The 23459-nt window shown below is 28.9% G+C and carries 25 protein-coding genes and 1 tRNA gene; 7 read left to right on the top strand and 19 right to left on the bottom strand.

Features of this window, described 5'->3' with window-relative positions; all coding sequences use genetic code 11:
• Window positions 1-97: 97 nt before the first annotated feature.
• A complete protein-coding gene (locus tag BXQ17_RS07625; RefSeq protein WP_077810044.1) occupies window positions 98-763 on the bottom strand; it encodes a response regulator transcription factor in 666 nt (221 codons plus the stop codon).
• 290 nt (window positions 764-1053) lie between these two features.
• Entirely contained in the window at window positions 1054-1485 is a 432-nt protein-coding gene (locus tag BXQ17_RS07630; protein WP_077810045.1) for a DUF4293 domain-containing protein, read from the bottom strand.
• Window positions 1486-1687: 202 nt separating this feature from the next.
• Here BXQ17_RS07630 and rho point away from each other — a divergent pair, with 202 nt between their 5' ends.
• Entirely contained in the window at window positions 1688-3388 is a 1701-nt protein-coding gene (rho, locus tag BXQ17_RS07635; protein WP_077810046.1) for a transcription termination factor Rho, read from the top strand.
• Window positions 3389-3531: 143 nt separating this feature from the next.
• Here the strand turns inward: rho and BXQ17_RS07640 are convergent, their stop codons facing one another.
• The 7 genes from BXQ17_RS07640 to BXQ17_RS07670 all read right to left on the bottom strand — a co-directional run bounded on the left by BXQ17_RS07640 (window position 3532) and on the right by BXQ17_RS07670 (window position 11197).
• Window positions 3532-5655 (bottom strand): peptidylprolyl isomerase, encoded by a 2124-nt coding sequence (locus BXQ17_RS07640; RefSeq protein WP_077810047.1) that lies wholly within the window; start codon window positions 5653-5655, stop codon window positions 3532-3534.
• A 110-nt stretch (window positions 5656-5765) separates the two neighbouring features.
• A complete protein-coding gene (locus tag BXQ17_RS07645) occupies window positions 5766-6968 on the bottom strand; it encodes a hemolysin family protein (protein WP_254712348.1) in 1203 nt (400 codons plus the stop codon).
• A 68-nt stretch (window positions 6969-7036) separates the two neighbouring features.
• Entirely contained in the window at window positions 7037-7243 is a 207-nt protein-coding gene (locus BXQ17_RS07650) for a hypothetical protein (protein ID WP_077810049.1), read from the bottom strand.
• A 6-nt stretch (window positions 7244-7249) separates the two neighbouring features.
• Window positions 7250-7816: an LPS export ABC transporter periplasmic protein LptC gene (lptC, locus tag BXQ17_RS07655; RefSeq protein WP_077810050.1), complete on the bottom strand. Its 567-nt coding sequence runs from the start codon at window positions 7814-7816 to the stop codon at window positions 7250-7252.
• Between the two features lie 5 nt (window positions 7817-7821).
• Window positions 7822-9153 carry a lipopolysaccharide assembly protein LapB gene (locus tag BXQ17_RS07660; RefSeq protein WP_077810051.1) on the bottom strand — a complete coding sequence of 444 codons (1332 nt, stop codon included), beginning with the start codon at window positions 9151-9153 and terminating at the stop codon, window positions 7822-7824.
• 20 nt (window positions 9154-9173) lie between these two features.
• Window positions 9174-10472, bottom strand: coding sequence for a hypothetical protein (locus BXQ17_RS07665; RefSeq protein ID WP_077810052.1), 1299 nt, complete (start codon window positions 10470-10472; stop codon window positions 9174-9176).
• Entirely contained in the window at window positions 10469-11197 is a 729-nt protein-coding gene (locus BXQ17_RS07670; protein WP_077810053.1) for a type III pantothenate kinase, read from the bottom strand. The genes BXQ17_RS07665 and BXQ17_RS07670 overlap by 4 nt, the downstream gene beginning before the upstream one ends.
• 99 nt (window positions 11198-11296) lie before the next feature.
• Here BXQ17_RS07670 and BXQ17_RS07675 point away from each other — a divergent pair.
• Window positions 11297-11369 (top strand) — tRNA-Phe (locus tag BXQ17_RS07675).
• A gap of 331 nt (window positions 11370-11700) precedes the next feature.
• On the opposite strand, the gene BXQ17_RS07680 is transcribed toward BXQ17_RS07675, so the two are convergent.
• Genes BXQ17_RS07680 through BXQ17_RS07710 form a run of 7 tightly spaced genes read right to left on the bottom strand, consistent with a single transcriptional unit; the run spans window position 11701 to window position 17822 of the window.
• Window positions 11701-12576, bottom strand: coding sequence for a pseudouridine synthase (locus BXQ17_RS07680; protein WP_077810054.1), 876 nt, complete (start codon window positions 12574-12576; stop codon window positions 11701-11703).
• Window positions 12577-12614: 38 nt separating this feature from the next.
• Window positions 12615-13532 (bottom strand): geranylgeranylglycerol-phosphate geranylgeranyltransferase, encoded by a 918-nt coding sequence (locus BXQ17_RS07685; RefSeq protein WP_077810055.1) that lies wholly within the window; start codon window positions 13530-13532, stop codon window positions 12615-12617.
• An 8-nt stretch (window positions 13533-13540) separates the two neighbouring features.
• Window positions 13541-14467 (bottom strand): mevalonate kinase, encoded by a 927-nt coding sequence (locus BXQ17_RS07690; protein WP_077810056.1) that lies wholly within the window; start codon window positions 14465-14467, stop codon window positions 13541-13543.
• A 53-nt stretch (window positions 14468-14520) separates the two neighbouring features.
• Window positions 14521-14916 (bottom strand): hypothetical protein, encoded by a 396-nt coding sequence (locus tag BXQ17_RS07695; RefSeq protein WP_077810057.1) that lies wholly within the window; start codon window positions 14914-14916, stop codon window positions 14521-14523.
• A 15-nt stretch (window positions 14917-14931) separates the two neighbouring features.
• Window positions 14932-16011 carry a diphosphomevalonate/mevalonate 3,5-bisphosphate decarboxylase family protein gene (locus BXQ17_RS07700; protein WP_077810058.1) on the bottom strand — a complete coding sequence of 360 codons (1080 nt, stop codon included), beginning with the start codon at window positions 16009-16011 and terminating at the stop codon, window positions 14932-14934.
• A 34-nt stretch (window positions 16012-16045) separates the two neighbouring features.
• Entirely contained in the window at window positions 16046-16762 is a 717-nt protein-coding gene (locus tag BXQ17_RS07705; RefSeq protein ID WP_077810059.1) for a LytTR family DNA-binding domain-containing protein, read from the bottom strand.
• A 1-nt stretch (window position 16763) separates the two neighbouring features.
• On the bottom strand, window positions 16764-17822 hold the full coding sequence (locus BXQ17_RS07710) for a sensor histidine kinase (protein ID WP_077810060.1): 1059 nt from the start codon (window positions 17820-17822) through the stop codon (window positions 16764-16766).
• Window positions 17823-18046: 224 nt separating this feature from the next.
• On the opposite strand from BXQ17_RS07710, the gene BXQ17_RS07715 reads away from it, so the two are divergent.
• From BXQ17_RS07715 to BXQ17_RS07725, 3 genes are all read left to right on the top strand, one after another.
• Window positions 18047-18403, top strand: coding sequence for a MotA/TolQ/ExbB proton channel family protein (locus tag BXQ17_RS07715; protein WP_077810061.1), 357 nt, complete (start codon window positions 18047-18049; stop codon window positions 18401-18403).
• Window positions 18404-18472: 69 nt separating this feature from the next.
• The gene (locus BXQ17_RS07720) at window positions 18473-19078 is read left to right on the top strand and encodes a thiamine diphosphokinase (protein ID WP_077810062.1); all 606 of its coding nucleotides are present in this window, start codon (window positions 18473-18475) and stop codon (window positions 19076-19078) included.
• Between the two features lie 3 nt (window positions 19079-19081).
• Entirely contained in the window at window positions 19082-19315 is a 234-nt protein-coding gene (locus BXQ17_RS07725; RefSeq protein WP_077810063.1) for a hypothetical protein, read from the top strand.
• Here BXQ17_RS07725 and BXQ17_RS07730 read toward each other — a convergent pair.
• Genes BXQ17_RS07730 through BXQ17_RS07740 form a run of 3 tightly spaced genes read right to left on the bottom strand, consistent with a single transcriptional unit; the run spans window position 19312 to window position 21715 of the window.
• Window positions 19312-20175: a phosphatase PAP2 family protein gene (locus tag BXQ17_RS07730; RefSeq protein WP_077810064.1), complete on the bottom strand. Its 864-nt coding sequence runs from the start codon at window positions 20173-20175 to the stop codon at window positions 19312-19314. The genes BXQ17_RS07725 and BXQ17_RS07730 overlap by 4 nt on opposite strands.
• Before the next feature lie 31 nt (window positions 20176-20206).
• On the bottom strand, window positions 20207-20977 hold the full coding sequence (locus BXQ17_RS07735; protein WP_077810065.1) for an alpha/beta fold hydrolase: 771 nt from the start codon (window positions 20975-20977) through the stop codon (window positions 20207-20209).
• Window positions 20978-21001: 24 nt separating this feature from the next.
• Window positions 21002-21715 (bottom strand): pyridoxine 5'-phosphate synthase, encoded by a 714-nt coding sequence (locus BXQ17_RS07740; RefSeq protein ID WP_077810066.1) that lies wholly within the window; start codon window positions 21713-21715, stop codon window positions 21002-21004.
• A gap of 60 nt (window positions 21716-21775) precedes the next feature.
• Here BXQ17_RS07740 and BXQ17_RS07745 point away from each other — a divergent pair, with 60 nt between their 5' ends.
• Complete coding sequence (locus BXQ17_RS07745) at window positions 21776-22435, top strand: CBS domain-containing protein (RefSeq protein WP_077810067.1); 660 nt, start codon at window positions 21776-21778, stop codon at window positions 22433-22435.
• A 56-nt stretch (window positions 22436-22491) separates the two neighbouring features.
• On the top strand, window positions 22492-23391 hold the full coding sequence (locus BXQ17_RS07750) for an NAD kinase (protein WP_187661383.1): 900 nt from the start codon (window positions 22492-22494) through the stop codon (window positions 23389-23391).
• Window positions 23392-23459: the final 68 nt, after the last annotated feature.

The following is a 23459-nucleotide window of genomic DNA, read 5'->3' on the forward strand; positions in this document are numbered from 1 at the left end:
CAACAATGTACACAAATAAATTAGTGCTTATGTTTTTGGGGGAATGCAAATTAAGTTTAGTTTTTAGGGGCTGTTTTAAACTTAAAAAAGTTATAGGCTATACTAACTTATATTTAACTGCATACATTGCTAATCCTACTGAATTTTTTACATTTAATTTTTTTAATAATTTTTTTCTATATGACTCTACTGTGTGATGACTAATATGCATTTTATCTGCAATTTCACTAGTACTTAATTCTTTTGTGACTAATTTTAATACACTTATTTCTCTTTCTGTTAAAGACTCAAATAAAAAGTCTTCTGGCATATCTCCTTTTCTATTATTTTGACCAGAAAAAGACTTTAAAAGCTCTTCTTGTATATCATTACTAAAATATTGCTCGTCATTTGCTACTGCTTTAATTGCTTTTACAATATGTACGCCAGCATTATTTTTAGAGATATAACCTCTTGCGCCTAGATTTAATACTTCTTGTACAATCTTAACATCATCGTAACTAGAAAGTACAATTACCTTTTGATCTATTTTGTTTTCGTTAAAATATTTTAAAACATCAAAACCATCTAAAACAGGCATCGTAATATCTAATATTAAAACATCGGCATGATTCTCTTTTTTACTAAACCAATCAATTACTTCTTGACCAGTTAAAGAATAATCTCGAATTTCGATATCTTTATCTGTATTTATTACAGCGATGATTCCTTCTATTAAAATCTTATGATCATCTGCTACGTGAACGTGTATTTTATCTTTCATTATTTATGCTACAAATTTAAATTAGAAATAGTTAGTAGACAATCCCTGAAAACAGTGAATTTTAACTATCCCTGAATTCAGGGATGTATGTCCCTGAATTCAGGGATGTACACAAGTTAAACAACTGCAAAAGAGATATTTAAAAAACTATATAATTGGTTAGAAAGTTAACTTTTTAAAATTAAAAAAATGAATGATTTATTTAAAAAAACGGATTTTAAATTAGGTCATAAAAAAACCGAGAATAAATCTCGGTTTTTTTTCGCACTAAATATACTAAGATGTTAGTTTTATCGCAATCTATCTACAGATTTTACAAGATCTTCATCCTTCTTTATAGCTTTATTTGCCAAAACAACAAGCAAAATAGCTAAAACTGGTATAAACATCCCAATACCTTTCTCTGAAACAGAAGCTTCTCCAGGTAAAGTTAGAGATACATAAATCAATAATCCTAATAAAATAAGGTTTATCAAAATTGTTACACGACCAATTACAAATTGTAATTTTCTATTTTTAAATATAAAAATAGCTACAAAAGACAATATAGCCGATACTAGAAATAAAACAGGGATAACCTTTAAAAGAAAAGATTCACTATTTAATAAATCCATAGCGAAGATATCTTTTTTTATAGATTTCCACAAATTAAAAACAAAAATTAATACTCCAGAAATTATTGAAGCTAAAAATAAATATACACTTTGTATTCTTTGTATCATTTGTTATTTCTATTGCAACAAAAGTATACATTCTTTTTTAATAAAGAAAACCTAAAACTAAAAAAAAAAGCATATATTTGTTACATAGTAACCGCACAACAAGGCTAAAAAGTAGAACTATACTTTTAGCTCCATTCAAAAAAAACGCACATCTTACAATACAAATTTAAGATCCAAAAAAATTTAACTTAACAATTTTAGAATGTTCGAAATCTCAGAACTAAAAGCAAAAACTCTTGCTGAATTACAAAATGTTGCCAAATCTATTGGTTTAACAAAAACTAGTCAGTTAAAAAAATTAGACCTAGTTTATCAAATTTTAGACACACAAGCAGCCAATCCTACTAAAGCAAAGGCTGCCGTTTCACCTAAAAAGGAAAATGTAGAAAAAACAGAAAAACCTAAAAGAAAACGTGTAACTAAAAAAGCTGTTGCTTCTGAAAAAGTTAATACCGAAGAAAGCACTGCTAAAACGGAAGAAAAAAATACTGAAGCAGTAACAAAAGAAAGAGCTAAACCAAATCCTAAACCTCAGAAAAAGCCAGTAGCTAAAAAAGAAGTTAAGGTAGAAGATACTGCTAAAGAAAATGTTGCTCCTAAGAAAAATGTTGTAAGCAAAAAGGAAGATAAAACAGAAACCAAAACTGTGAATCAGCCAAATAAACCGCAACATAACAGAAACAACAATCAACCAAACAATAAGCAAAAAAATAACAATAGAGATAAAAACTCTAATAGAAATAACGGTAATAAGTCGAACAATAGATACAGAGATCCTGATTTTGAATTCGACGGGATAATAGAAAGTGAAGGAGTTTTAGAAATGATGCCTGATGGTTATGGTTTCTTAAGATCTTCTGACTATAATTATTTATCGTCTCCTGATGATATTTATGTTTCTCAATCTCAAATTAAATTATTTGGTTTAAAAACTGGTGACACAGTAAGAGGAAATGTTAGACCACCAAAAGAGGGTGAAAAATATTTTCCTTTAATTAGAGTTTCTAAAATAAATGGATTAAATCCAAATATTGTTAGAGACCGTGTTTCTTTTGAACATTTAACGCCTTTATTTCCTCAAGAGAAATTCAATTTAGCAGAAAAAGGAAGCTCTTTATCTACAAGAATTATCGATTTATTTTCTCCGATAGGAAAAGGACAACGTGGTATGATTGTAGCACAACCTAAAACAGGTAAAACGATGCTTTTAAAGGATGTTGCCAATGCAATTGCAGCTAATCATCCAGAAGTATATCAAATTGTTTTACTGATTGATGAGCGTCCGGAAGAAGTTACAGACATGAAACGTAATGTTCGTGGTGAAGTTGTTGCTTCAACTTTTGATGAACCAGCAGACAAACACGTTAAAGTTGCCAATATTGTTTTAGAAAAAGCAAAACGATTGGTAGAATGTGGTCATGATGTTGTAATTCTTTTAGATTCTATTACTCGTTTAGCTAGAGCTTACAATACGGTTGCTCCTGCCTCTGGAAAAATACTTTCTGGTGGTATTGATGCAAATGCATTACACAAGCCAAAAAGATTCTTTGGCGCTGCAAGAAACATAGAAAATGGTGGTTCTTTAACTATTATTGCTACTGCTCTTACAGAAACAGGTTCTAAAATGGATGAAGTAATTTTCGAAGAGTTTAAAGGAACTGGTAACATGGAACTTCAATTAGATAGAAATATTTCTAATAGAAGAATTTATCCTGCAATCGACTTGATTAAATCTTCTACAAGAAGAGATGATTTATTATTAGATGCGCAAACTGTTCAAAGAATGTGGGTGTTAAGAAAATACTTAGCAGACATGAATCCTATTGAAGCAATGGAATTTATAAATGACAGAATTAAGTTCTCTAAAAATAATGAAGAATTCTTAATATCTATGAACGGATAAGAATTAAAACTTATAAATAAATTAAAACACCCTTCTTAACTTTTAGATGGGTGTTTTTTTGTACTCAAATTATTTAGTAAGCACAAAAAAAACCGTTCAAAGCTAATTGAACGGTTTTTAATATTATCTAAGTATACTTGCTCTTAATTAGAAACATACATGTTAGCTCTATTATCTTCTATATCGCTAGCTTTTTTAATTGCTTCATAAATCTTAAAAGTTAATCTCTTTCTAGATTCAGCAATCTTTTTTCTATTAGCTTCATAGTTTGGTAAAGCCGTTGGTAATTCCCTTTTATTTAATTCAAAAGAAAATACACCTCTATTACCTTCTATACCTTTGTATAATTGCTTTTCTTTAGCACCATACATTGCACCAACTACCTTAGGCTCTACTCCTACACCAGAAAGTGAAGAGTTTTTAAGATCTACATTTGTAGCTGTTCTTACAGTTGTATTATTTGCTTTTGCAATTTCCTCTAAAGAACTTCCGTTTAATTTTTCTGAAATTAAAGCCGCTTTCTTTTTATTAGTTAAAATTGGTCTTACTCTGTTAATTGCTTTTTCAACTGGCATTAATCCTTTTTCTGTTTCTGCTGTTACCACTGCAACTACATAACTACCTTCTAAATCGAAACGTTTAAAACTACCAACTTCAGAATCTCCGCTAAATGCCCAAGAAACAATTTGTCTTTGGTTTCCTAAACCAGGAACATTTTCATCTAACACTTGTAAACCTACTGCAGATCTTAAACTATAATTTTTATCTTTAGCTAAAGTAGCATAATCGTCTGTCTTAGAAATTGCTAAAGCAAACTGTTCTGCTTCTTGAAAAACAGCATTTTCTGTAGCTTCTGATGGTACTATTTGTTTACCATATGTTACTAATTTTAAAACAGTTTGATTGTTTTTTGTATCATCTACACTAACAACATGGTAACCAAAAGGAGTTTCTACTACACCTAAAGATCCTTTTTTGTTTGTAAAACTAAAATCTCTAAAAGCTGGTGTCATTCTATTGTAATTAAACCAATCTAAGTCTCCGCCTTTTTCTCCAGAAACTTTATCCGAAGAAAATTCTTTTGCTAAATCTGCAAACTTACTTTTTCTTCTTTTAACAACAGTTAATAAACTATCTGCAAGTTTTTTCGCTTCTTCTTTAGTTCTTGTAACATCTTGTGGCGCTGCTTGAGAACCAACAAAAGGTATTAAAATATGACTAGCTTTTACAGAATCTGGCATTTTAGTAACTTCTGTAATTTTAGATATTTTGAAATATCCTTGATCTTTATAAGGACCAAAAACATCACCTTCTTTACCTGCAAAAATATCTTTGGCTACTGTTTGATTAACTGACGCATTAAATTTATAACCTAAATCTAAATTAATATCAGAATTATTTTCTTCTAAAAACTCTTTGTATTCAGTAGCATTTTTTAAACCTAACCTTTTATCGTTGTTTCTATCTAAAGAATCTTCAATTAAGCTTGCAACATTCTGCTTAATTACAGCTTCATCTTCTGGTGTCGCAAGAATATTGAACTTAACATAAGAAAGATCTCTAGCTTCTTCTACCTTAAACTGACTTTCATTATCTTTAATGTAAGAAGCAATTTCAGATTTTTTAATTTTAACCAAACTATCAGAAATACTGCTGTAAGGTATGTACACAAACTTACCACTTAACTTTGTGTTTTCGATTAAATATTCTGTTTCGCCTTCTTTTAATGAAGCACCTAAACCAGCAGTAACTAACTTATTATAAGTATTTGTTTCTGCATTATTTTTTACTTGGTTCATATAACCAGACCAAGCTGCCCACATTTGCTCGTTGTTTGCTTTTGTATCTGCTAAGAATGTTTTAAACTTTCCTTCATCAAACAAACCAGCCTCGTTTAAAAACTGTGGATTATTTTGAACTGACGGAGAATTGATTACTTCGTTCCAAACATCTTGCTCACCAACAGTAATACCAGCTTCGTCTAACTGATTTTTATATATTTTTTTTCTTACAATGTTATCCCAAACATTTTTTGCAGCTTGCATTTCAGAAACTCTACCACCTGTTTGTTGTTTGTATTGCTCTAATTCTTTTGCAAATTCTTGTGTAGAAATAGCTTCTCCGTTCACTTCTCCTACTTCATTTACTTTACTTGAATTAAAAAAATCTCCTAAAGTAGAAGGATCTAATACAAAAGCAAAAAGTGCTAAACCAATTATGATAATCAAGAACATTGAGCGTTCTCTAATTTTTGATAAAATTGCCATACGTTTTTATTTATTTTCAGTGGGCGAATATACGATTTGGGTTTTAATATTGCAACCCATTTTAAACTAAATAAACAGTTAATAGCAAGTAATGCAGTAAGTAGTATTAACTAATCTTCTGTATCGATAATTTTTAAGCAAACGTCGTCTATTTTTGCGCCACTTATATTTAAAATTCTTATTTCGAAACCTTCTATATCTACTACTTCATTCTCTTCTGGTATACTTTCTGTATGTTCGATAATAAAACCACCTAGAGTTTCGTACGCTTCAGACTTCGGAATACTTAAATCGTATTCTTCATTTAAATAATCTACTTCTAATCTTGCAGAAAAATTAAATGTTGAATCGTTTATTTTTTCTTCTAGAAACACTTGAGAATCGTGTTCATCTTCAATTTCGCCAAACAATTCTTCGACGATATCTTCTACAGTAATCATTCCAGAAGTACCACCGTATTCATCTACAACTACTGCTATACTTTTTCTCTTTTTCATTAAGATATTTAAAATATCATTAATCATCATAGATTCTGGTACAATTTCTACAGGTAGTAAAATAGACTTTATAGTTCTTGGTTTTTTAAATAATTCAAAAGCATTTACATAACCAATTACATCATCCATAGACGTTTTATAAACCAGCACTTTAGACAAACCGGTCTCGATAAAAATCTTTTTTAATACTGATACTTTTTCATGAATTTCTACAGCAATAATCTCGGTTCTAGGAACCATAACTTCTCTTGCCTTTACATTATGAAACTCTAAAGCGTTTTGAAAAATTTGTATTTCAGAATCTAATTCTTCATCAGTACCAGTTTCTAGTTGTTCTGTAATATAATTTCCTAATTCTTCTTTACTAAATTCAACTTGTTGTTCATCTGCATCTGTTTTGAAAAATACTTTCAGAAAAAAATCTGAAATTAAAGTTATAAACTCAGAGAAAAAATGAAACAACACATAGAAAAAGTAGGCTGGTAAAGCAAAAATTTTAAGAACCTCATTTGCATAAATTCTAAAGATTGCTTTAGGTAAAAATTCTGCAGTTATTAAAATGATAATTGTAGAAATTATAGTTTGAATAAGTAAAATAGAAAAATCATTATAGCCTTCTAACGGCAGAATTCTTACTAAAAACCTACCCATATAGTAACTATAAATTACTAAAGATATATTATTACCAACCAACATTGTGGTAATAAATTTAGAAGATTTTTGAGTTATTTTGTTTAGAATTTGAGGAATAAAGCCTTCTCTTTTTTTCTCTAATTCGATATGAAGTTTATTTGCAGAAACGAATGCAATTTCCATTCCCGAAAAAAATGCGGAAAGTATAATTGACAATAATATAATGATGAGTTCTACTTCCATTAAGAAATCTAAAACTTTTTATTTTGATTGTTTCGTTTTTGTACTTTTTTTCTAAAATGTCTCTTAAAAAAGAATACTAAGGTAATCATTAATGCAAAACCTAAAAACAAATAAGATCTACTTCTTTCAGAGTTCCATCTAACAATACCTTCTACTAAGCAAATAAATGCGACCATTAAATATCCGTACTGAAAAAATTTCCAAAGCTTATTCATAATATATTATTCTTCTTTTGTATCGATTTTACCGATAGTTGTTTTGGCTATATATTTACTTAAATCTTCTTTACATTCGAAACCAACACCGGTAATAGTGTCTTTTTCTTTAAACATTGTAAATGGTTTTTCTGAAACAAAATAGCCTGTTTTCTGATCCCAAAATAATTGTTCTGTTTCTAATCTAGATTGTTCTGTGTGATTTAACACAACAACATTTCCTTTAATTTCAGAAACTTCTGTTTTAGCGTAAGATAATGCATAATCACCTATAATTGTAACAGAATCTTTTCCTTTGTTTTCAAAGTTAATAATTTTTATCCCTTTAGGAAACTCATTATAAGGATGATTTTGACGATTGCTAAAATCTAACAATAAAGGCGTAATTAATTTAGATGTTATTCTACCAGAGTCTTTGTAAACATGAAAAGCGTCTTTAGCTGTACCAATTGGTAGGTTTTTTTCTTCTAAAAAATTACGTACCTCTTCTGTAGAGTTAGAACATGAAAAAAGCATTGCTGTAAAACAAATTACAGTAATGCTTTTAAATAATATTTGTATGTAGTTTTTCAAAAAAACTATTTATTAGGTATTCTTACAGTTTCTCCAATCCAACATTTAATTGTAAACTTTCCTCCTGGAGTTGCAGTTGCGTTAAAAATATCTTTTTGACTTGGTACATTCTGTCTATAAATACTGATGTATTTTCTAGCTCTAGAAGATATACTTGGATCTACAGAAGATGCTCTTTGCGCCATATTTAATGCAGCTACATAAACCATTCTTTTTTCGAATAAGTTTTCTCCACAATTGTTTACACTAGATTGGTATAAAGTAGCAATAAATAAATATGCTCTACCAAAGTTAGGATTAAATTTAATTGCCTCTCTAGCTAAACTTCTAGCTTTACTAAATTGACCTCTATCTTTTGCTGCTTGAGCAAACTTTAATTTATACTTTGCTTTCTTTAAAGGATCTGTTTCTAAACTAAAAGATTTTTCTCTCATATCATTAGCTCCTGCAGAATCGCCATTATCTTCTAAAACATTAGCTAAGAAAGAATATGCTTCTGGTGAAGGAGATGCTTCTGCATAAGCTCTTACTAACTTTTCGAATAAAGGATCAGTTTGACATCCTTTATTAAACATTCTAGAAACCGCTCTTTTTAACCAAACTGCATCTGTTTTGTTTGCTTCAAAATCTCTTTGATATAATGGCACTAAACGCTCACAAGTAGCAATTTCAGAAATCATTTTATCTAAACCAACCTCTACTGTACCTAATGATTTAGAGTTACTTTTGTAAGCTTTTAAATTTCTTAAACCTCTTTTATCTAAATTGGCCGAATCTTTTCTTAATTGAACTAATTTCTTAGCGTATCCTTCTAATTTTAAATTAATATTTTCTAATACGTTATCGTAAGTATCAAATACTAATTGTGGATTAGTATCTTTATTTCTATCAGTAATTCCTTGAAAATAAATATAAAGATTCTTTACACCTAACTTAGTAGGATCAATCTTGTATGCTTTCTCTAATATTGTAAAAATAGTGTTATCATCTGCTAACTTATTTTTGTATAAATAAGATGCATAATCACTATGTACTTTTGCTGGATTAGAGTTAGGAAAAACTTCTAACCTTTGTTCGTATACTCTTTTTGCTAAAACAGGATCTTTTCTAACATCTTCTGCTAAGTTAGCACCTAACTTATATATGTTTACAGATAAATCTTTACAATTATCTAATAAAAATATCCAATTTGTATAAGCATCATCGTATTTTTTAGATTTATAGTCTCCGCTAAAAAGATTGTATTTAATTTCACAATCTGTTTTTGATACCTGTGCATTTGTTTTTACTGTAGTTATAAATAACATTGCAGCTAATAAAAACGTAATTTTCTTCATTTTAATAGTTGTTTTATAAATTAATCAATCTTTCTTTTTCTGAACCAACTTTGAGCTCCGGAAGCTGTCAATGACAAACTAAGTCTAAAATTAAAGTAATTCTCTTGAACTAGGTTGTTTGTGGTTGTACCTCTTTTACCATATTCAAAACCTAAATTAACATTAGATAATTGTTTCAGTGGTAAACCTAAACCAAAAGACATGCCAAAGTCGTTAATTGAGGTATAATTTGTTCCAGAACCAGAACCGTCTATCGCTAATCCGATGTTTTCGTATCTTAATCCAGCCCTGTAGGTAACTCTATCCCAGTAACTAGAAATAGAATTTATTTTTGGTATGTAATAACCTCCTAAAGATACTCTGTTAGAAGATTCGTATTTAAAAGAATTGTTTGTATTATTGATAAACCCTTCTGGTTGTATAGCATCTTGATTTTGGTATTCTACACCAACATGCCATTTATCATATTTACCAACGCTTACTCCTAAGATAGATTTTAAAGGCATTTTATATCTACCATTCGTAGAACTGCTAGAAAGTGTATCTCTAGGAATATCTATACCTGCACCAGAAAGTGTTAAAGAATATAAATACTCGTTACCATACGTTTTTAAATCATTACCTAACTTAAAAGTTGCTCCCGCATTTAAATAAGTATCGTTTTTCAAGAATTTTTGATATTGTGACCCTAAAGTAACAGTACCACCTCTAACAATGCTTGTTTCTTTATATTTTGTAGCTAAACTAACATCTGCTCTTTGGTTTGTAATACTATTTTCTATGTTTCCAAAGGTATAATCAGCTTCGATACCTAAAGCGATCTCTTTAGTTAATTTAATACCAAAACTTCCGTACAATCTATTAACACCACCTTCACCTGAATATAAAGTTATTGCAGATATATCTCCATTTGCGTCAAATTCACTATTTGAAAGAGAATAACCAACTGAAGATACCGGTTGTAAACCAACAGAAAAACCAGCTTTATTTCCAATAGGAACACCTAAAGCAATGTAATTTAAACTTGTAGATGTAGAGCTTTGCTTAGCATCTGCAGATTTTACCGTTAAATCGTTGTTTAAAAGTCCGATTGCATAAGTAGTTTGCCTTAGAAAAGCATTTGCTGCCGGATTGGTAAAATTTAAATATTTATAATGGTTAAAAGAAACTCCTATTCCTCCCATTGTTGCGTTTTCAACTGTTCTTGGCGTATACTGCTCACCAATTCCAAAAAAAGAATATGGAGAAGAACTAGTTCTTTGAGCTAATAATGTTGCCGATGTTATCAGTAAAAAAACCGTTAAAATCTTTCTAATCATTTGTGTTCCTTAAATTTCAATATTTCATTTAATCCTTGTAGGAGAAAATTTTGATTGGCAAATATGCTACTTTTAAATTGTTTTGACAAGAAATTTGTGTCTCCTCCCGTTAAAACTATTGTTAAATTTGCAAATTTTTGCTCATAGCTATCAATTATTCCTTGTAACTCTTTCACTACACCATTTAAAACACCAGAAATTATACTTTCTTTTGTGTTTTTACCAATAAGATTTTCTAATTCTAATGTTTCTAATAAAGGTAAATTTGCAGTAAACTTATTTAATGCTTTGTAACGCATTTTTATTCCCAAAGAAATTGCTCCACCCAGATACTCTGCATCAGAATTCACAAAATCAAAAGTAATACATGTACCCGCATCTATTACTAAAACATTTTTATTAGGAAATTGTTGAACTGCACCTGCAACCAGTGCAATTCTATCTACACCTAAAGTATGTGGCGTTTTATACAAATTCTTAAAAGGAACTTTTGTTGCTGATGAAACCACTTCTAAATCTACTAATCTATGAAGGTGCAACATCTTTTTTTCTGAAATAGAAGCAACATTTGAAATAATTGCCTGTGAAATTGAATTTTCTTTTAAAATTTTTCTAATTTCTGAAATAATTTTTCTTTTATCAAAAACATAAAGATTTATTAATTTATCTCCCTCAAAAACAGCAGACTTAACCCTTGTATTCCCTACATCAATTATTAGATTCATGATTCAAATTTAGATAAAAAATATTTTTTTTTTACTTTTTTTCGAAAAAAGATTAGGAGATATCAAAAAACATTATATATTTGCATCCGCTAAGGCAATGGTACCTTAGCTCAGTTGGTAGAGCAAAGGACTGAAAATCCTTGTGTCCCTGGTTCGATTCCTGGAGGTACCACAAAAAGACCCTATAAACACTATGTTTTTAGGGTTTTTTGTTTTTAGGGTACTAAATAAGATACTAATAAACCTAATTTATTTATATCATATGTATAAAAAGGTTTAAGGGCGAACACATAAGCTTAACACACTATTTCGAAAATTCCAATATTGTTCTTTATAACATTCCTTAAGAACTCTTAAAAAACTAAATAAGTATAATAAATATGTTTTCAATAGAAGTTAAACTCTAAATCTAAAAGCAAGCATATTAGATTATATATCTGTAAAGCATAAAAGAGCCTTTTAGAATTCTAAAAGGCTCTTTTTAATAATGTATTACAATAAAATTACTTTAACATTTGAAGATTATTTACTTCTTGATTTGTTAAAGGTCTCCATCTTCCTCTTGGTAAGTTTTTCTTAGTTAATTCAGCAAAAATTACTCTATCTAACTTATTAACTTTATAACCTACGTGTTCAAAAATTTTACGAACAATTCTATTTCTACCAGAATGAATTTCAATTCCGATTTCAGATTTTGGTTGTCCTTCTACGTAAGAAACAGCATCAATAAACACCTTTCTACCCTCAATAATCACCTCACCTCTTAATTTTTCTAAATCTCTTAAATCTAGCTTTCTATCTAAAGATGCGTGGTATAATTTACGAACATTGTGTTTTGGATGCGTTAACTTTTTAGCCAAATCACCATCATTAGTAAACAACAACAAACCTGTAGTATTTCTATCTAATCTACCAACCGGATATATTCTTTCTTTAGAAGCATTTGACACTAATTCCATTACTGTTTTCCTACCTCTATCATCATCCATTGTAGTGATATAATTTTTAGGTTTGTTTAGTAAAATATATCTTTTTTGCTCAGGAGAAATTGAAGTTCCGTCGAAACGAACCACATCATCTGGCTGAACTTTATATCCCATTTCTGTAACCAACTTACCATTAACCTCTACACTACCGTGTTCGATATAAGTATCGGCTTCTCTTCTTGAGCAAATTCCAGAATTGGCAATATATTTATTTAAACGGATTCCTGATGATTCATCAGATTTTGGAGTTTCTTTTACTTTAGAAAAAGATTTTTTAGTGTTTTTTCTTCCTAACGGAGAACTTTTCTTGTTTGAAGTTCCACTTTTTCTACTTAAAGGTGTACTTTTTTTACCTTCTTGTCGTCCTCTCGACGAGTTTCTATTTGAATTCATTATAAAAATTTTTGCAAAGGTAGTTATATTATTGAATTCTAGTTCAATCTATCAATCACTTTATCTAAAAGAAGTGACGTATCAATAAAAATCAAACACAAAACGCCAATTAAAAGTAACATTTTTAAAATGTTGTGTAACATTCTGTAGTGATTTCTCGTTTGAGATTTCCAAAGTGAAAAACCTACAAAAAAGAAGATAATTAATGCAAAATAAAAATAATATCGCATGTAACTTAAAGAAGGATAACTAAACAAAATACTTACTGGTAAAATAGTTAAAGTAAGTATTATTATAGATGTTATTTTTGTTTTACGTTCGCCATATACCACCGGAAACGTGTTATAATTACTTACAATAGCTCCTTTTAAATTTTGTAAATCTTTAATAAGCTCTCTAACCATAACCACTAAAAACAAAAAACTAGCATGCACAAAAATTATAGGAGAGAAATTGTCAAAATAGACAAAAACAGCAAAAAAGGGTAAAACTGTTAAGATTGTAGCAGTTACAAAACCTAAAATAGGGTTCATTTTTAATTTATGTGAGTAAAACCAAATAGCAAAAATGTAAACAGCAAAAAACAATGCTGCTCGCCATGAGATTAAAACTCCGAATAAGAAACCTATAAAATTTAATATAAAATACAATCTAAGTTTTGTAGACTGCTTTACAAAATTATCTAAACCAGCTTTAACAGGCCTGTTAATCTTATCAATTTTAGAGTCGTAAAAATTATTAATTATATAACCACCAGCAATTACAAATACAGATGCCAACACTAAAAACAGTAAATGTAAATCGAAAAGTACTTCTTTTAAAGACCTAGCTGGTGAAAAAATAAATATTGCCGCAAGATATTGTGCTACAATTAAAACTAAAATATTGTAACCTCTAACTGCAGAAAATAAACTAAAAAATTTAAGAATTGTTCTTTTTAATTTTGAAGTACTCATAAAGTTTTTTAAAATCTATAAACCAATTCTAGCTTATAATCTTTTAAACTTTTTTGAGCTTTTGCAAAATCTTCTGTAAAACCTAAGATGTAACCACCACCACCAGAACCACAAAGTTTAAGATAGTAGTCATTTGTTGATATTCCTTTTTCCCAAACTTTATGAAAAGCAGAAGGTATCATTGGTTTAAAATTCTTTAAAACAATCTTAGACAAAGACTTTACATTACCAAACAAAGATTTTACATTACCTTGTAAAAAATCTTCTATACAAGCATCTGTAGTTGTAGAAAATTCTTCACTAATCATTTTTCTAAAACCTTCGTTCTTCATCTTATTCATAAAGATGTTTACCATTGGCTCTGTTTCACCAATTTGCTCTGAGTCTAACAAGAAGACAGCTCCTTTACCTTCTTTTTGTGAAGGAATTCCTGCTGGTTCGACATTATCTTTAGAATTGATTAAAATTGGTAAACTTAGGTAACTGTTTAAAGGATCTAAACCAGAACTTTTACCATGAAAAAAAGATTCCATTAAAGAAAAAACTGATTTTAAATTCAACAATTTGTCTCTTGTTAAATTCTCTAATACAGTAATTTTATTAGAAGCATACTTATCATAAATAGATGCTACTAAAGCACCAGAACTACCAACACCATAACCTTGCGGAATTGAAGAATCGAAATACATACCGTTTTCGATATCTTTTTTTAGTTCTTCTAAATTAAAAGTAACTAAATCTGTTTTTAAGTTAGATAAATAAGTGTAAAACTTTTCTAAATTACCATTAGAATCTAAAGCTTTACCTGAAAGATTTTCAGATGATTTTAAAGCGCCTCTATATGCATTAAAAGGAATCGCAAGCCCTTTCGAGTCTTTAATAATTCCGTATTCTCCAAAAAGTAAAATTTTAGCGTAAAATAGTGGGCCTTTCATAGTTATGTTTATTACGTTACAAAAATACGAATTTATTTGTAAACAAATTCTTATTAATTATTCTTGTAAAAAGTTTTCCAAACGCCTACTTTTTCGCCTTTAAAATACTTTCCTTTTTTCTTTATTTTTCCTTTTTTGTCGTAGGTTTTCCACATCCCGGTTTTTAATCCATTTTGGTAAACACCAGTTACTCTTACCTCACCTGTATTGTAAAACTCTACATACTTACCATCTTGCTTACCTTTAACAAAATAAGATTCTTTGGCTTTTTTACCAGAAATATAATAATCTATAATTAGTTGCTTTTTAGTTTTATTTTTTGATGAAACCCTGTAATAAACAGCATTTTCTTTGGTTGATACATTTCCGTTTGCATCAAACCAAATCTTATCTTGTGCTAACGTTAAAAATGATGAAAAGAAAAAAAACAATACTAAAATAAACTTCATAATATTAAAATTAGGTTACTTTTTTACTGCTCCTAAACCTACAGTATCATAAATATACTGCTTTTTCTGACAGTAGTTTGCTAAATCTTCTTCGATAAATTTGTTTACCGCGTCTTTTTCGTTTTCAGGATATAGAACATGCACATTTGCGCCGGCATCTAAAGTAAAACAAATATTACTCTCATTTTCAGCCCTATACTTCCAAATTTTATTGATTATTTCTAAAGTATTTGGCTTCATTAAAATAAAATAAGGATTACTTGTTAACATCATCGCATGCAACGTTAAAGCTTCACTTTCTACTAAATTCACAAAAGCTTTAATATCGCCATTTTGTAGAATGTTAGATATTTTCTCTAGATTTTCATTTGCTTGCGTAAATCTATTTTCTGCATACGGATGATTGTGCATTAAATTATGACCAACCGTACTAGAAACAACTTTTTCGCCTTTATCTACTAATAAAATAGCATCTTGATAATTTTTAAAAACCGGATGAACTTCATACGGAAATTGAACTCCAAATAAATCAGAACTTCCTTCAATTTCAGGATGCGCCCCCCAAACAACCAAAGGTCCTTCGATACTTCTACTAGCGCTTCCAGAACCTAAACGTGCTAAAAAAGATGCTTTTTGATTGACAAAGTCTTTAGATAAATCAGGATTTAATTCTTTCTCTAAACTCATTAAACACATAGCAATTGCACTTAAACCACTTGCCGAAGATGCAATTCCGCTAGAATGCGGAAAAGAGTTTTCTGACTTAATAATCATCTTATAATCAAAAATATACGGACAATAATTTGCTACTCTATTAAAAAACTCAGCAATTTTTGGCTTAAACTCTTCCTTTTCTTTTCCTTCAAAAAATAAATCAAAATTTACTTTTTCAGATTTTTCTGATTTCAAAAAATCTATTGTAGTAATTGTATGACAGTTATTTAGCGTAAAACTTATAGAAGCGTTTTTAGGAATTTGAGGATTGCTTTTTCCCCAATATTTTACCAACGCAATATTACTTGGTGTTTGCCATGTAAAAGTTGCCTTTTCTATTTTTTCTGAAAGTATTTCTGGAATAAATTGTGTCGTATTCAAAAGTCTAAAATTTGCATCAAAGATAAAACTATTTCTATGAAATTTCCTTCAACTTTTTAAGTACATTTTCTTTGTAAGTTCTACTAATAGGAATCGCATTTTTACCAATCTCTACAAATTCGTTTGTGTAAGAAGTTGCTTTTTTAAGATTTACAATAAAAGATCTATGAATTCTAAGAAAGTTTTTAGCGGGTAATTTCGTTTCAATATTACTAATTGTTTCTCTAGTTGTAATTACCTTATCTTTTAAATGAAGTTTTATATAATCAGACAAACTTTCTACATAAAGTAGTTCATCAAAATTAATTTTTAGCATTTTTCTATCAGATCTCACAAAAATAAAATCATTCTTTACAAGATTTTCTTCGGATGAAATTTCTGAAGAAACTTTAGAGTTTTGATTAAATAATTTATTAATTGCCTGCAAAAAACGGTCAAACGAAATCGGTTTTAACAAGTAATCTACCGCTTGTAAATCGAAACCATCTACAGCGTATTCTCTGTACGCAGTTGTAAAAATAATTTTAGATTTTTGGTTGATAGATTTCGCCACAGACAATCCAGAAATGTCTGGCATATTAATATCTAAAAAGAAAATATCTATATTTTGAGTATTAGACACTTGAAAAGCTTCCATTGCATTCTTACAAGTTGCTACCAATTCTAAACTAGGTATTTTAGCTACATAAGAAGTCAAAATATCTCTTGCTACAGGCTCATCATCAACAATAACACAAGTAATTTTTTTCATATTAATTATTTTGAAAATCTTCTAATTGAATTTTTAAACTTACACTAAAAGTTGCTTCTTTATCTTGAATTTTAAGCTGATGTTTATTCGGATACAGCATTTGCAATCTTTTTCTAATATTTTCTATACCGATACCAACATTTGAATTAACATCATTTTTTGATGAATTTTGAATTGTAAATACCAATTCATTATCAGTTACACTTAGCTTGATATCAATTTCTAAAAAACCATTGCGTATTTTACCATGTTTAAAACTATTTTCTGCAAAAGGGATTAATAACATTGGTGAAATTTCTATATTTTCTGTTAAAATCTCCTTTTGAAGATTCACTTTTAAAGAATCATGAAAACGCATTTTCTCTAAAGAAATATAATCTTCTAAATGATTAATTTCTTGTTCTAAGTTAACTTTAGGTTTTTCTATTTGGTATAAAATATAGTCTAATAGGTTCGATAATTTTAAAATCATTTCTGGCGCTTCATCTCCTTTTTGCAATGCAAAACCATAAATTGTATTTAAAGAATTAAATAAAAAATGTGGATGAATTTGCATTTTTAAAAACTTTAATTCTTGTTCTTTTAATTGTAGTTGGGTTTGTAAGAATTTATTTTTTAAATCTTCTGTTTTTTTTTGGTCTAAATAGTTAAATATCATTAATCCTATCACAATTGAAAACAAAACAACCATATAAACTCCAAAAACTATAAATGGTAAACCTTTAGTTAAAGGAATTACAGTTATGTTATCAGACGCGTCTAAAAAAATAAAACCAAATAAAATTGATAAAATTATAGCACAATTAGAAATTATAAACGTGTAAATACTGTAAAGAAAAAATAAAAAATATTTCTTTTTTTGAAGATATAAAGGAAACAAATAATACAGAAACAAATAACTTGTAACAATTGTACTTGGCATTAAATACCATGAAAATGAATTTACATAATTTACATTTAAACTACCATAACCTAAAAAATAAGTGTAAAAGAAATAAACACCAACCCAAAAAAAGATATGGCAAAAAGCGGTAAATAACAATTTTATATATGAACTCATTCTTTTAAATAATTTACCAATATCATATATTTTTTAAAAACTCAGAAGTTTTTAAGGCAAAATACCAGAAAACGAACCTATTCTACCAAATTAAGTTATTTTTGTTAAAAACCCTTATTATTTGGTTGTCTACTATTTTTAAATAATCAAACATCGTTTTTTAAAAATTCGAACGTCTATTTAAAATACATTTGATTCATATTAATTACTAAAAACAACTTATTATGAAATTATTACCAATGAATTTATTAAGTGACGGAGGACCATTATTTATGTACACAATTTTAATCACCTTAATTATTTGTGTTCTATTAACAATAATAGTTTTAATTAAAGGCGATAAAAACGATAAAGGTCTAAAATTGATTAAGTCTATTAGTTTGTTTGCTTTGGTTTGGGGATTTTTAGGTATGATGCTTGGATTAATGGGAGCATTTCAAGCTCTTTCAATTTCTCCAGGTTTTTCAACTAAAATCTTAGCAGGAGGATTGAAACTTTGTTTGTATTCTCCTATTTTTGGTTCTTTAACTTTTCTAATTGCACGTTTAGGCATTATCAGTATAATACTAAAACAAAAATAATCGACTTCTTTTTTTTTATTGAAGTTCCTACCCATTTCATTTGTTAAGAAATGGGTATTTTTGCATTACATGAAAACCAAAAAAGTTTTTTTATTATTAAATGGTGAAAAGCCATCTAAATTACCAAATCTATCGCAATATGAAATTATTTGCGCAACAGATGGCGCTTATCAATATTTAAAAGAAAAAAACATTACACCAAATTTTATTACGGGAGATTTTGATTCTTTAGAAAACCTACCAAAGGATATTGAAGTAGTTCATACACCAAATCAAGATTTTACAGATTTTGACAAAATGCTACAAATTCTATTGGACAAAGGTTTTTTTACAATTGATATTTTTGGAGCTAGTGGAAAAGAACAAGATCATTTTTTAGGAAATTTACACACCTCTATTCAATGGCAAAAAAAGTTAAAACTTACTTTTTATGATAATCATGGTCGTTATTTTTTAGCTGATAAAAAAACAATTTTAACGAATTGTAAAGGCAAAACAATTTCTTTAATACCTTTTCCTGAAGCAAAAGAAATTTCAACCAAAGGCTTACAATATTCTTTACTAAATGAAGATTTAATTTTTGGTAAAAGAATTGGCACTCGAAATAAAGCAATAGACAACAACATAGAAATAAGTTTTAAATCTGGAAACTTATTTATTTTTATAAATTCTTAGACAATGAGTAGAAAAATAAAATTATTATGGGATTTTAGAGGTGAAGACGCAAAAGAAACTGCCAAACACCACACAATACACTTAAAAGAGTTTGCAGAACTAGAAAAATTAAACTTTCACGAAATTGATATTATAGAGCAAAACCCTATGCTTTGTGCTGCATTTATAACGGTTGATGAAAAAGATATGAAAATTTACAGAGACGCTCTAAAACCTCAAAGAGGTGAGATTGCCTAAAAATTCATAGTAACACCAAAACTTTGTGGTGTTACTTGTAAATTCCAAACCACTTTTTTCTTAAATCTTTGGTCATTATATTTTTGATCATATTTTGTATCTAAAAATCGATCTATGGCTTCAACAATAAAAATACTTATTGCTGTAGAAAATGCAACATCAGAAATCCAGTGAAAACGATCTATAATTCTTGCAATACCTGGTATTGAGCCAACAGTATATAAGCCTGCTTTTATCCACGGACTTTCAAAATGTTTCGCAATTGCATAAGCATTTGTAAAACCTAACATGGTGTGTCCAGAAGGAAAAGAATCATAATTAAAAACTCTATCTATATGAAAAGGATCAAAAGAACTTTTACCAACATCTATTCTTGGTCTTGCTCTACCAATAATTCGTTTAGAAACTTGCTGTAATAAACCAGAAGCAGCTGCAGACGATATCAATAAAACACCAGTTCTTCTTAATTTGGGATTTTCTGTAAACAAACCTGTTAAATACACAGCACCAGTTAGCATAAAATTGTTATTCGGACTACCAATATCATTTCCATAGTTTGTTAACCATCTTGGTACATCGTTTCGCCAACCATTTGCCCAATTATCTACATTATCATCTATTACATACAAAGCTGCTGTTCCTGCTGCTACATATCCTAAATTTGCATAATCTTTCTTTTTCCAATACAGAGGTCTAGTATATGCATAGCCCATTCCGCCGGCCATATTACCTAAATCATATGTGAATTTTTGCCAAAAATCTCTATCACTATCTTTTCTTAAATTCAAATTCATAGAATCTTTCTGACCGTAAGAAAGTCCGAAACTAAGAAAAAATACAAATGCTATTAGTTTTTTCATGAATATTTTTATTGATACAGCTTTTTGTTGTTTAATTTAAAAATGCACAAACTTCGCTGTAAAATTGCTTCGGATTTTCTGCATGCAACCAATGTCCGGAATTTTTAATTGTAGCAATTTTTGAACTTGGAAAATGTGCTTCTATAATAGCCTCTTCATCTTCTGTAATATAATTTGATTTTTCTCCTTTTAAAAACAAGGTTTCTTTATCGAATACAGTAAACGGAGGCAATGCTGCACCAACTTCTGGATTATTTATTGTTAGAGATTCTAAATTAAATCTAAAAGCCAATTTACCTTTTTCTACCCAATACACGTTTTTTAACAAAAACTGACGAACACCTAAATCTGGCACTAAATTAGACAACTTCTTATCAACCTTACTTCTAGAATCTTCTACTTTAAAATCTATCGAATTTAATCCTGCTAAAATAGCATTATGATGCGGTTGGTATTGCCTTGGTGAAATATCTACAACAATTAGTTTTTTAACTAAATCCGGGTAATTTACAGCAAATTGCATTACTGTTTTTCCGCCCATAGAATGCCCTAGCAAATAAACTTCTTGTAGATTATGATGTAAAATGTATCGATGTAAATCTTCAACTAAAACTTCGTAATTAAACTCATCTTCATGAAAACTTCTACCATGATTTCTTTGATCTATTAAATGTACTTCAAAATCTTCTGAAAACTTATTTCCAAGAGTTTTCCAATTATCTGACATACCAAAATAACCATGTAAAATTAACAAAGGAAAACCTTCTCCTTTTACTGTGGCATGTAATATTTCTTTAGACATGTAAAGTTTTATTTAAGGTTTAAACTATTTTAACTTGTGTAAATACATATTTACAACATTTTCTAAACCTAAATATAGACTTTCTGCTATAAGCGCATGCCCAATTGAAACTTCTGCTAAGTTTGGTATATTTTCTTTAAAAAACTTTATGTTATCTAGACTTAAATCATGACCAGCATTTATACCCAAACCTAAATCATGTGCTAAAATCGCTGCGTTAGTATAAGATTTAATTGCTTCTTTGTTTCCTAAATCGTATTGTGTTGCAAATTCTTCTGTGTATAATTCTATTCTATCAGTACCTGTTTTAGCTGCAGCTTCAATCAGTTTTAAATCTGTATCAATAAAAATAGAAGTTCTAATACCATTTTGTTGAAACTCTTGAATTACTTCTTTTAAATAAGATTGATGTTTTATGGTATCCCAACCAGCATTAGATGTAATAGCGTCTATTGCATCTGGTACAAGTGTAACTTGAGTTGGTTTTGTTTCTAACACCAAATCTATAAAAGACTGTATTGGATTTCCTTCAATATTATATTCTGTTTTAACCACAGAAACCAAATCTCTAGCATCTTGGTATTTTATATGTCTTTCGTCTGGTCTTGGATGAATTGTGATCCCTTGTCCACCAAAACTTTCAATATCTGCTGCGACTTTTAGTAAATTTGGCACATTTCCGCCACGAGAATTTCTTAAAGTTGCTATTTTATTAATATTAACACTTAACTTTGTCATCGTCTTAATTTAGACAACAAAGATAAATTATTAAATCATTTTATCCTATATTCGTAAAGCATGAATATTACAGACTATATACTAAATGAAATAAAGCCTTTAACCTTAAAAAGCAGTGTAAAGGCTGCACAAAAATTGTTCGATAATTTTCCAATAACACATTTTGCCGTCGTAGAAAATAACAAGATTTTAGGATGTTTTGCGCAAGACGACATACAAACAATAGAAAATAAATCTGACGAATTAGTTGGTTATGCACATTTGTTAAATTCTTTTTTTGCCGATGAAAAAGCAACAGTTTTAGAACTTTTAAAGATTTTTGCTGATAATGACACAACGATTATTCCGGTGCTTAATAAAGAAAAAGAATATATTGGTTATTACGATTTATGTGATGTTTTAGATGTTTTTTCTACAAGTCCTTTTATGATAGAAGACAGTGAAACTTTAATTATCCAAAAAAATGAAAATGATTATTCGATGAGCGAAGTATCGCAAATAGTAGAATCTAATGGTGGTAAATTATTAGGATTATATGTTTCTGAAAAAACTCAAGGCAATGTGCAAGTAACTTTAAAAATTAAAGCAGAAGATATCAATGAAGTTATGCATACCTTTAGACGTTATGACTATAAAATAATTTCTACACACGAAAACGATATTTATTTAGAAGATTTAAAAAATAGGTCTGATTATTTACAGAAATATCTTGAAATGTAATTTCTAAGAAATTATTAAAAAGAAACACAATTTAAAATATTAAATATTTTACAAGTTTGAAAAAAGTAGCAGTTTACGGCCAATCATATTCTATATCAGCAGAAAAAGAAATTCAAATTCTTTTAAAAATTTTAGAAGAAAATAATATCGAGTGCTTTATTGAAGAAAAGTTTTACAACTTGCTTGTAGAAGGAACAATTCTTGATAATAAATTCAAAACATTTTCTCATTTTAGAGATTTAGACAATTCTTTCGATTTGATGTTTACACTTGGCGGAGACGGTACAATTTTAAGAGCTGTAACCTACATTAGAGATTTAGACATTCCGCTTTTAGGTATTAACACCGGTCGATTAGGTTTTTTGGCAACCATCAATAAAAACACGATTAACGAAAGTGTAGAATTAATTTTAAAAGAAGAATACACTACCCAAGAAAGAACTCTTTTAGCTGTTAAAACAGCACCCGAAACAAAAGAATTTTCTGAACTTAATTTTGCTTTAAACGAAGTTACAATTGCCAGAAAAAACACGACTTCTATGATTGGTGTAACAACCAATCTTAATAACGAATACTTAACAAATTACTGGGCAGATGGTTTAATTATAGCAACGCCAACAGGTTCTACTGGTTACTCTTTAAGTTGCAATGGACCTGTGATTTCTCCGGATTCTAAAAACTTGGTAATTACGCCAATTGCGCCACACAATTTAAATGCAAGATCGATGGTAATTTCAGACCAAACTTCGATACAATTAGAAGTAGATTCAAGAGAAAAAGACTTTTTAATTTCATTAGATTCTAGAATTACAACAGTTTCCGAAAACACAAAAGTTTTTATAGAAAAAGCACCGTTCACCATAAAAAGTATCATTCCAAATAATCAATCTTTTTTACAAACTCTTAGAAGCAAATTACTTTGGGGAGAAGACACAAGAAACGCAACAAATCTTTAACGCACTAACTACAATAAAACCTAAAAAAAAAGGTTATTCAAAAAAGACTGAGTATTAACTTTATAAAG

This window comes from Polaribacter sp. BM10 (assembly GCF_002005425.1).
In the GTDB taxonomy this organism is placed as follows: Bacteria; Bacteroidota; Bacteroidia; order Flavobacteriales; family Flavobacteriaceae; genus Polaribacter; species Polaribacter marinaquae.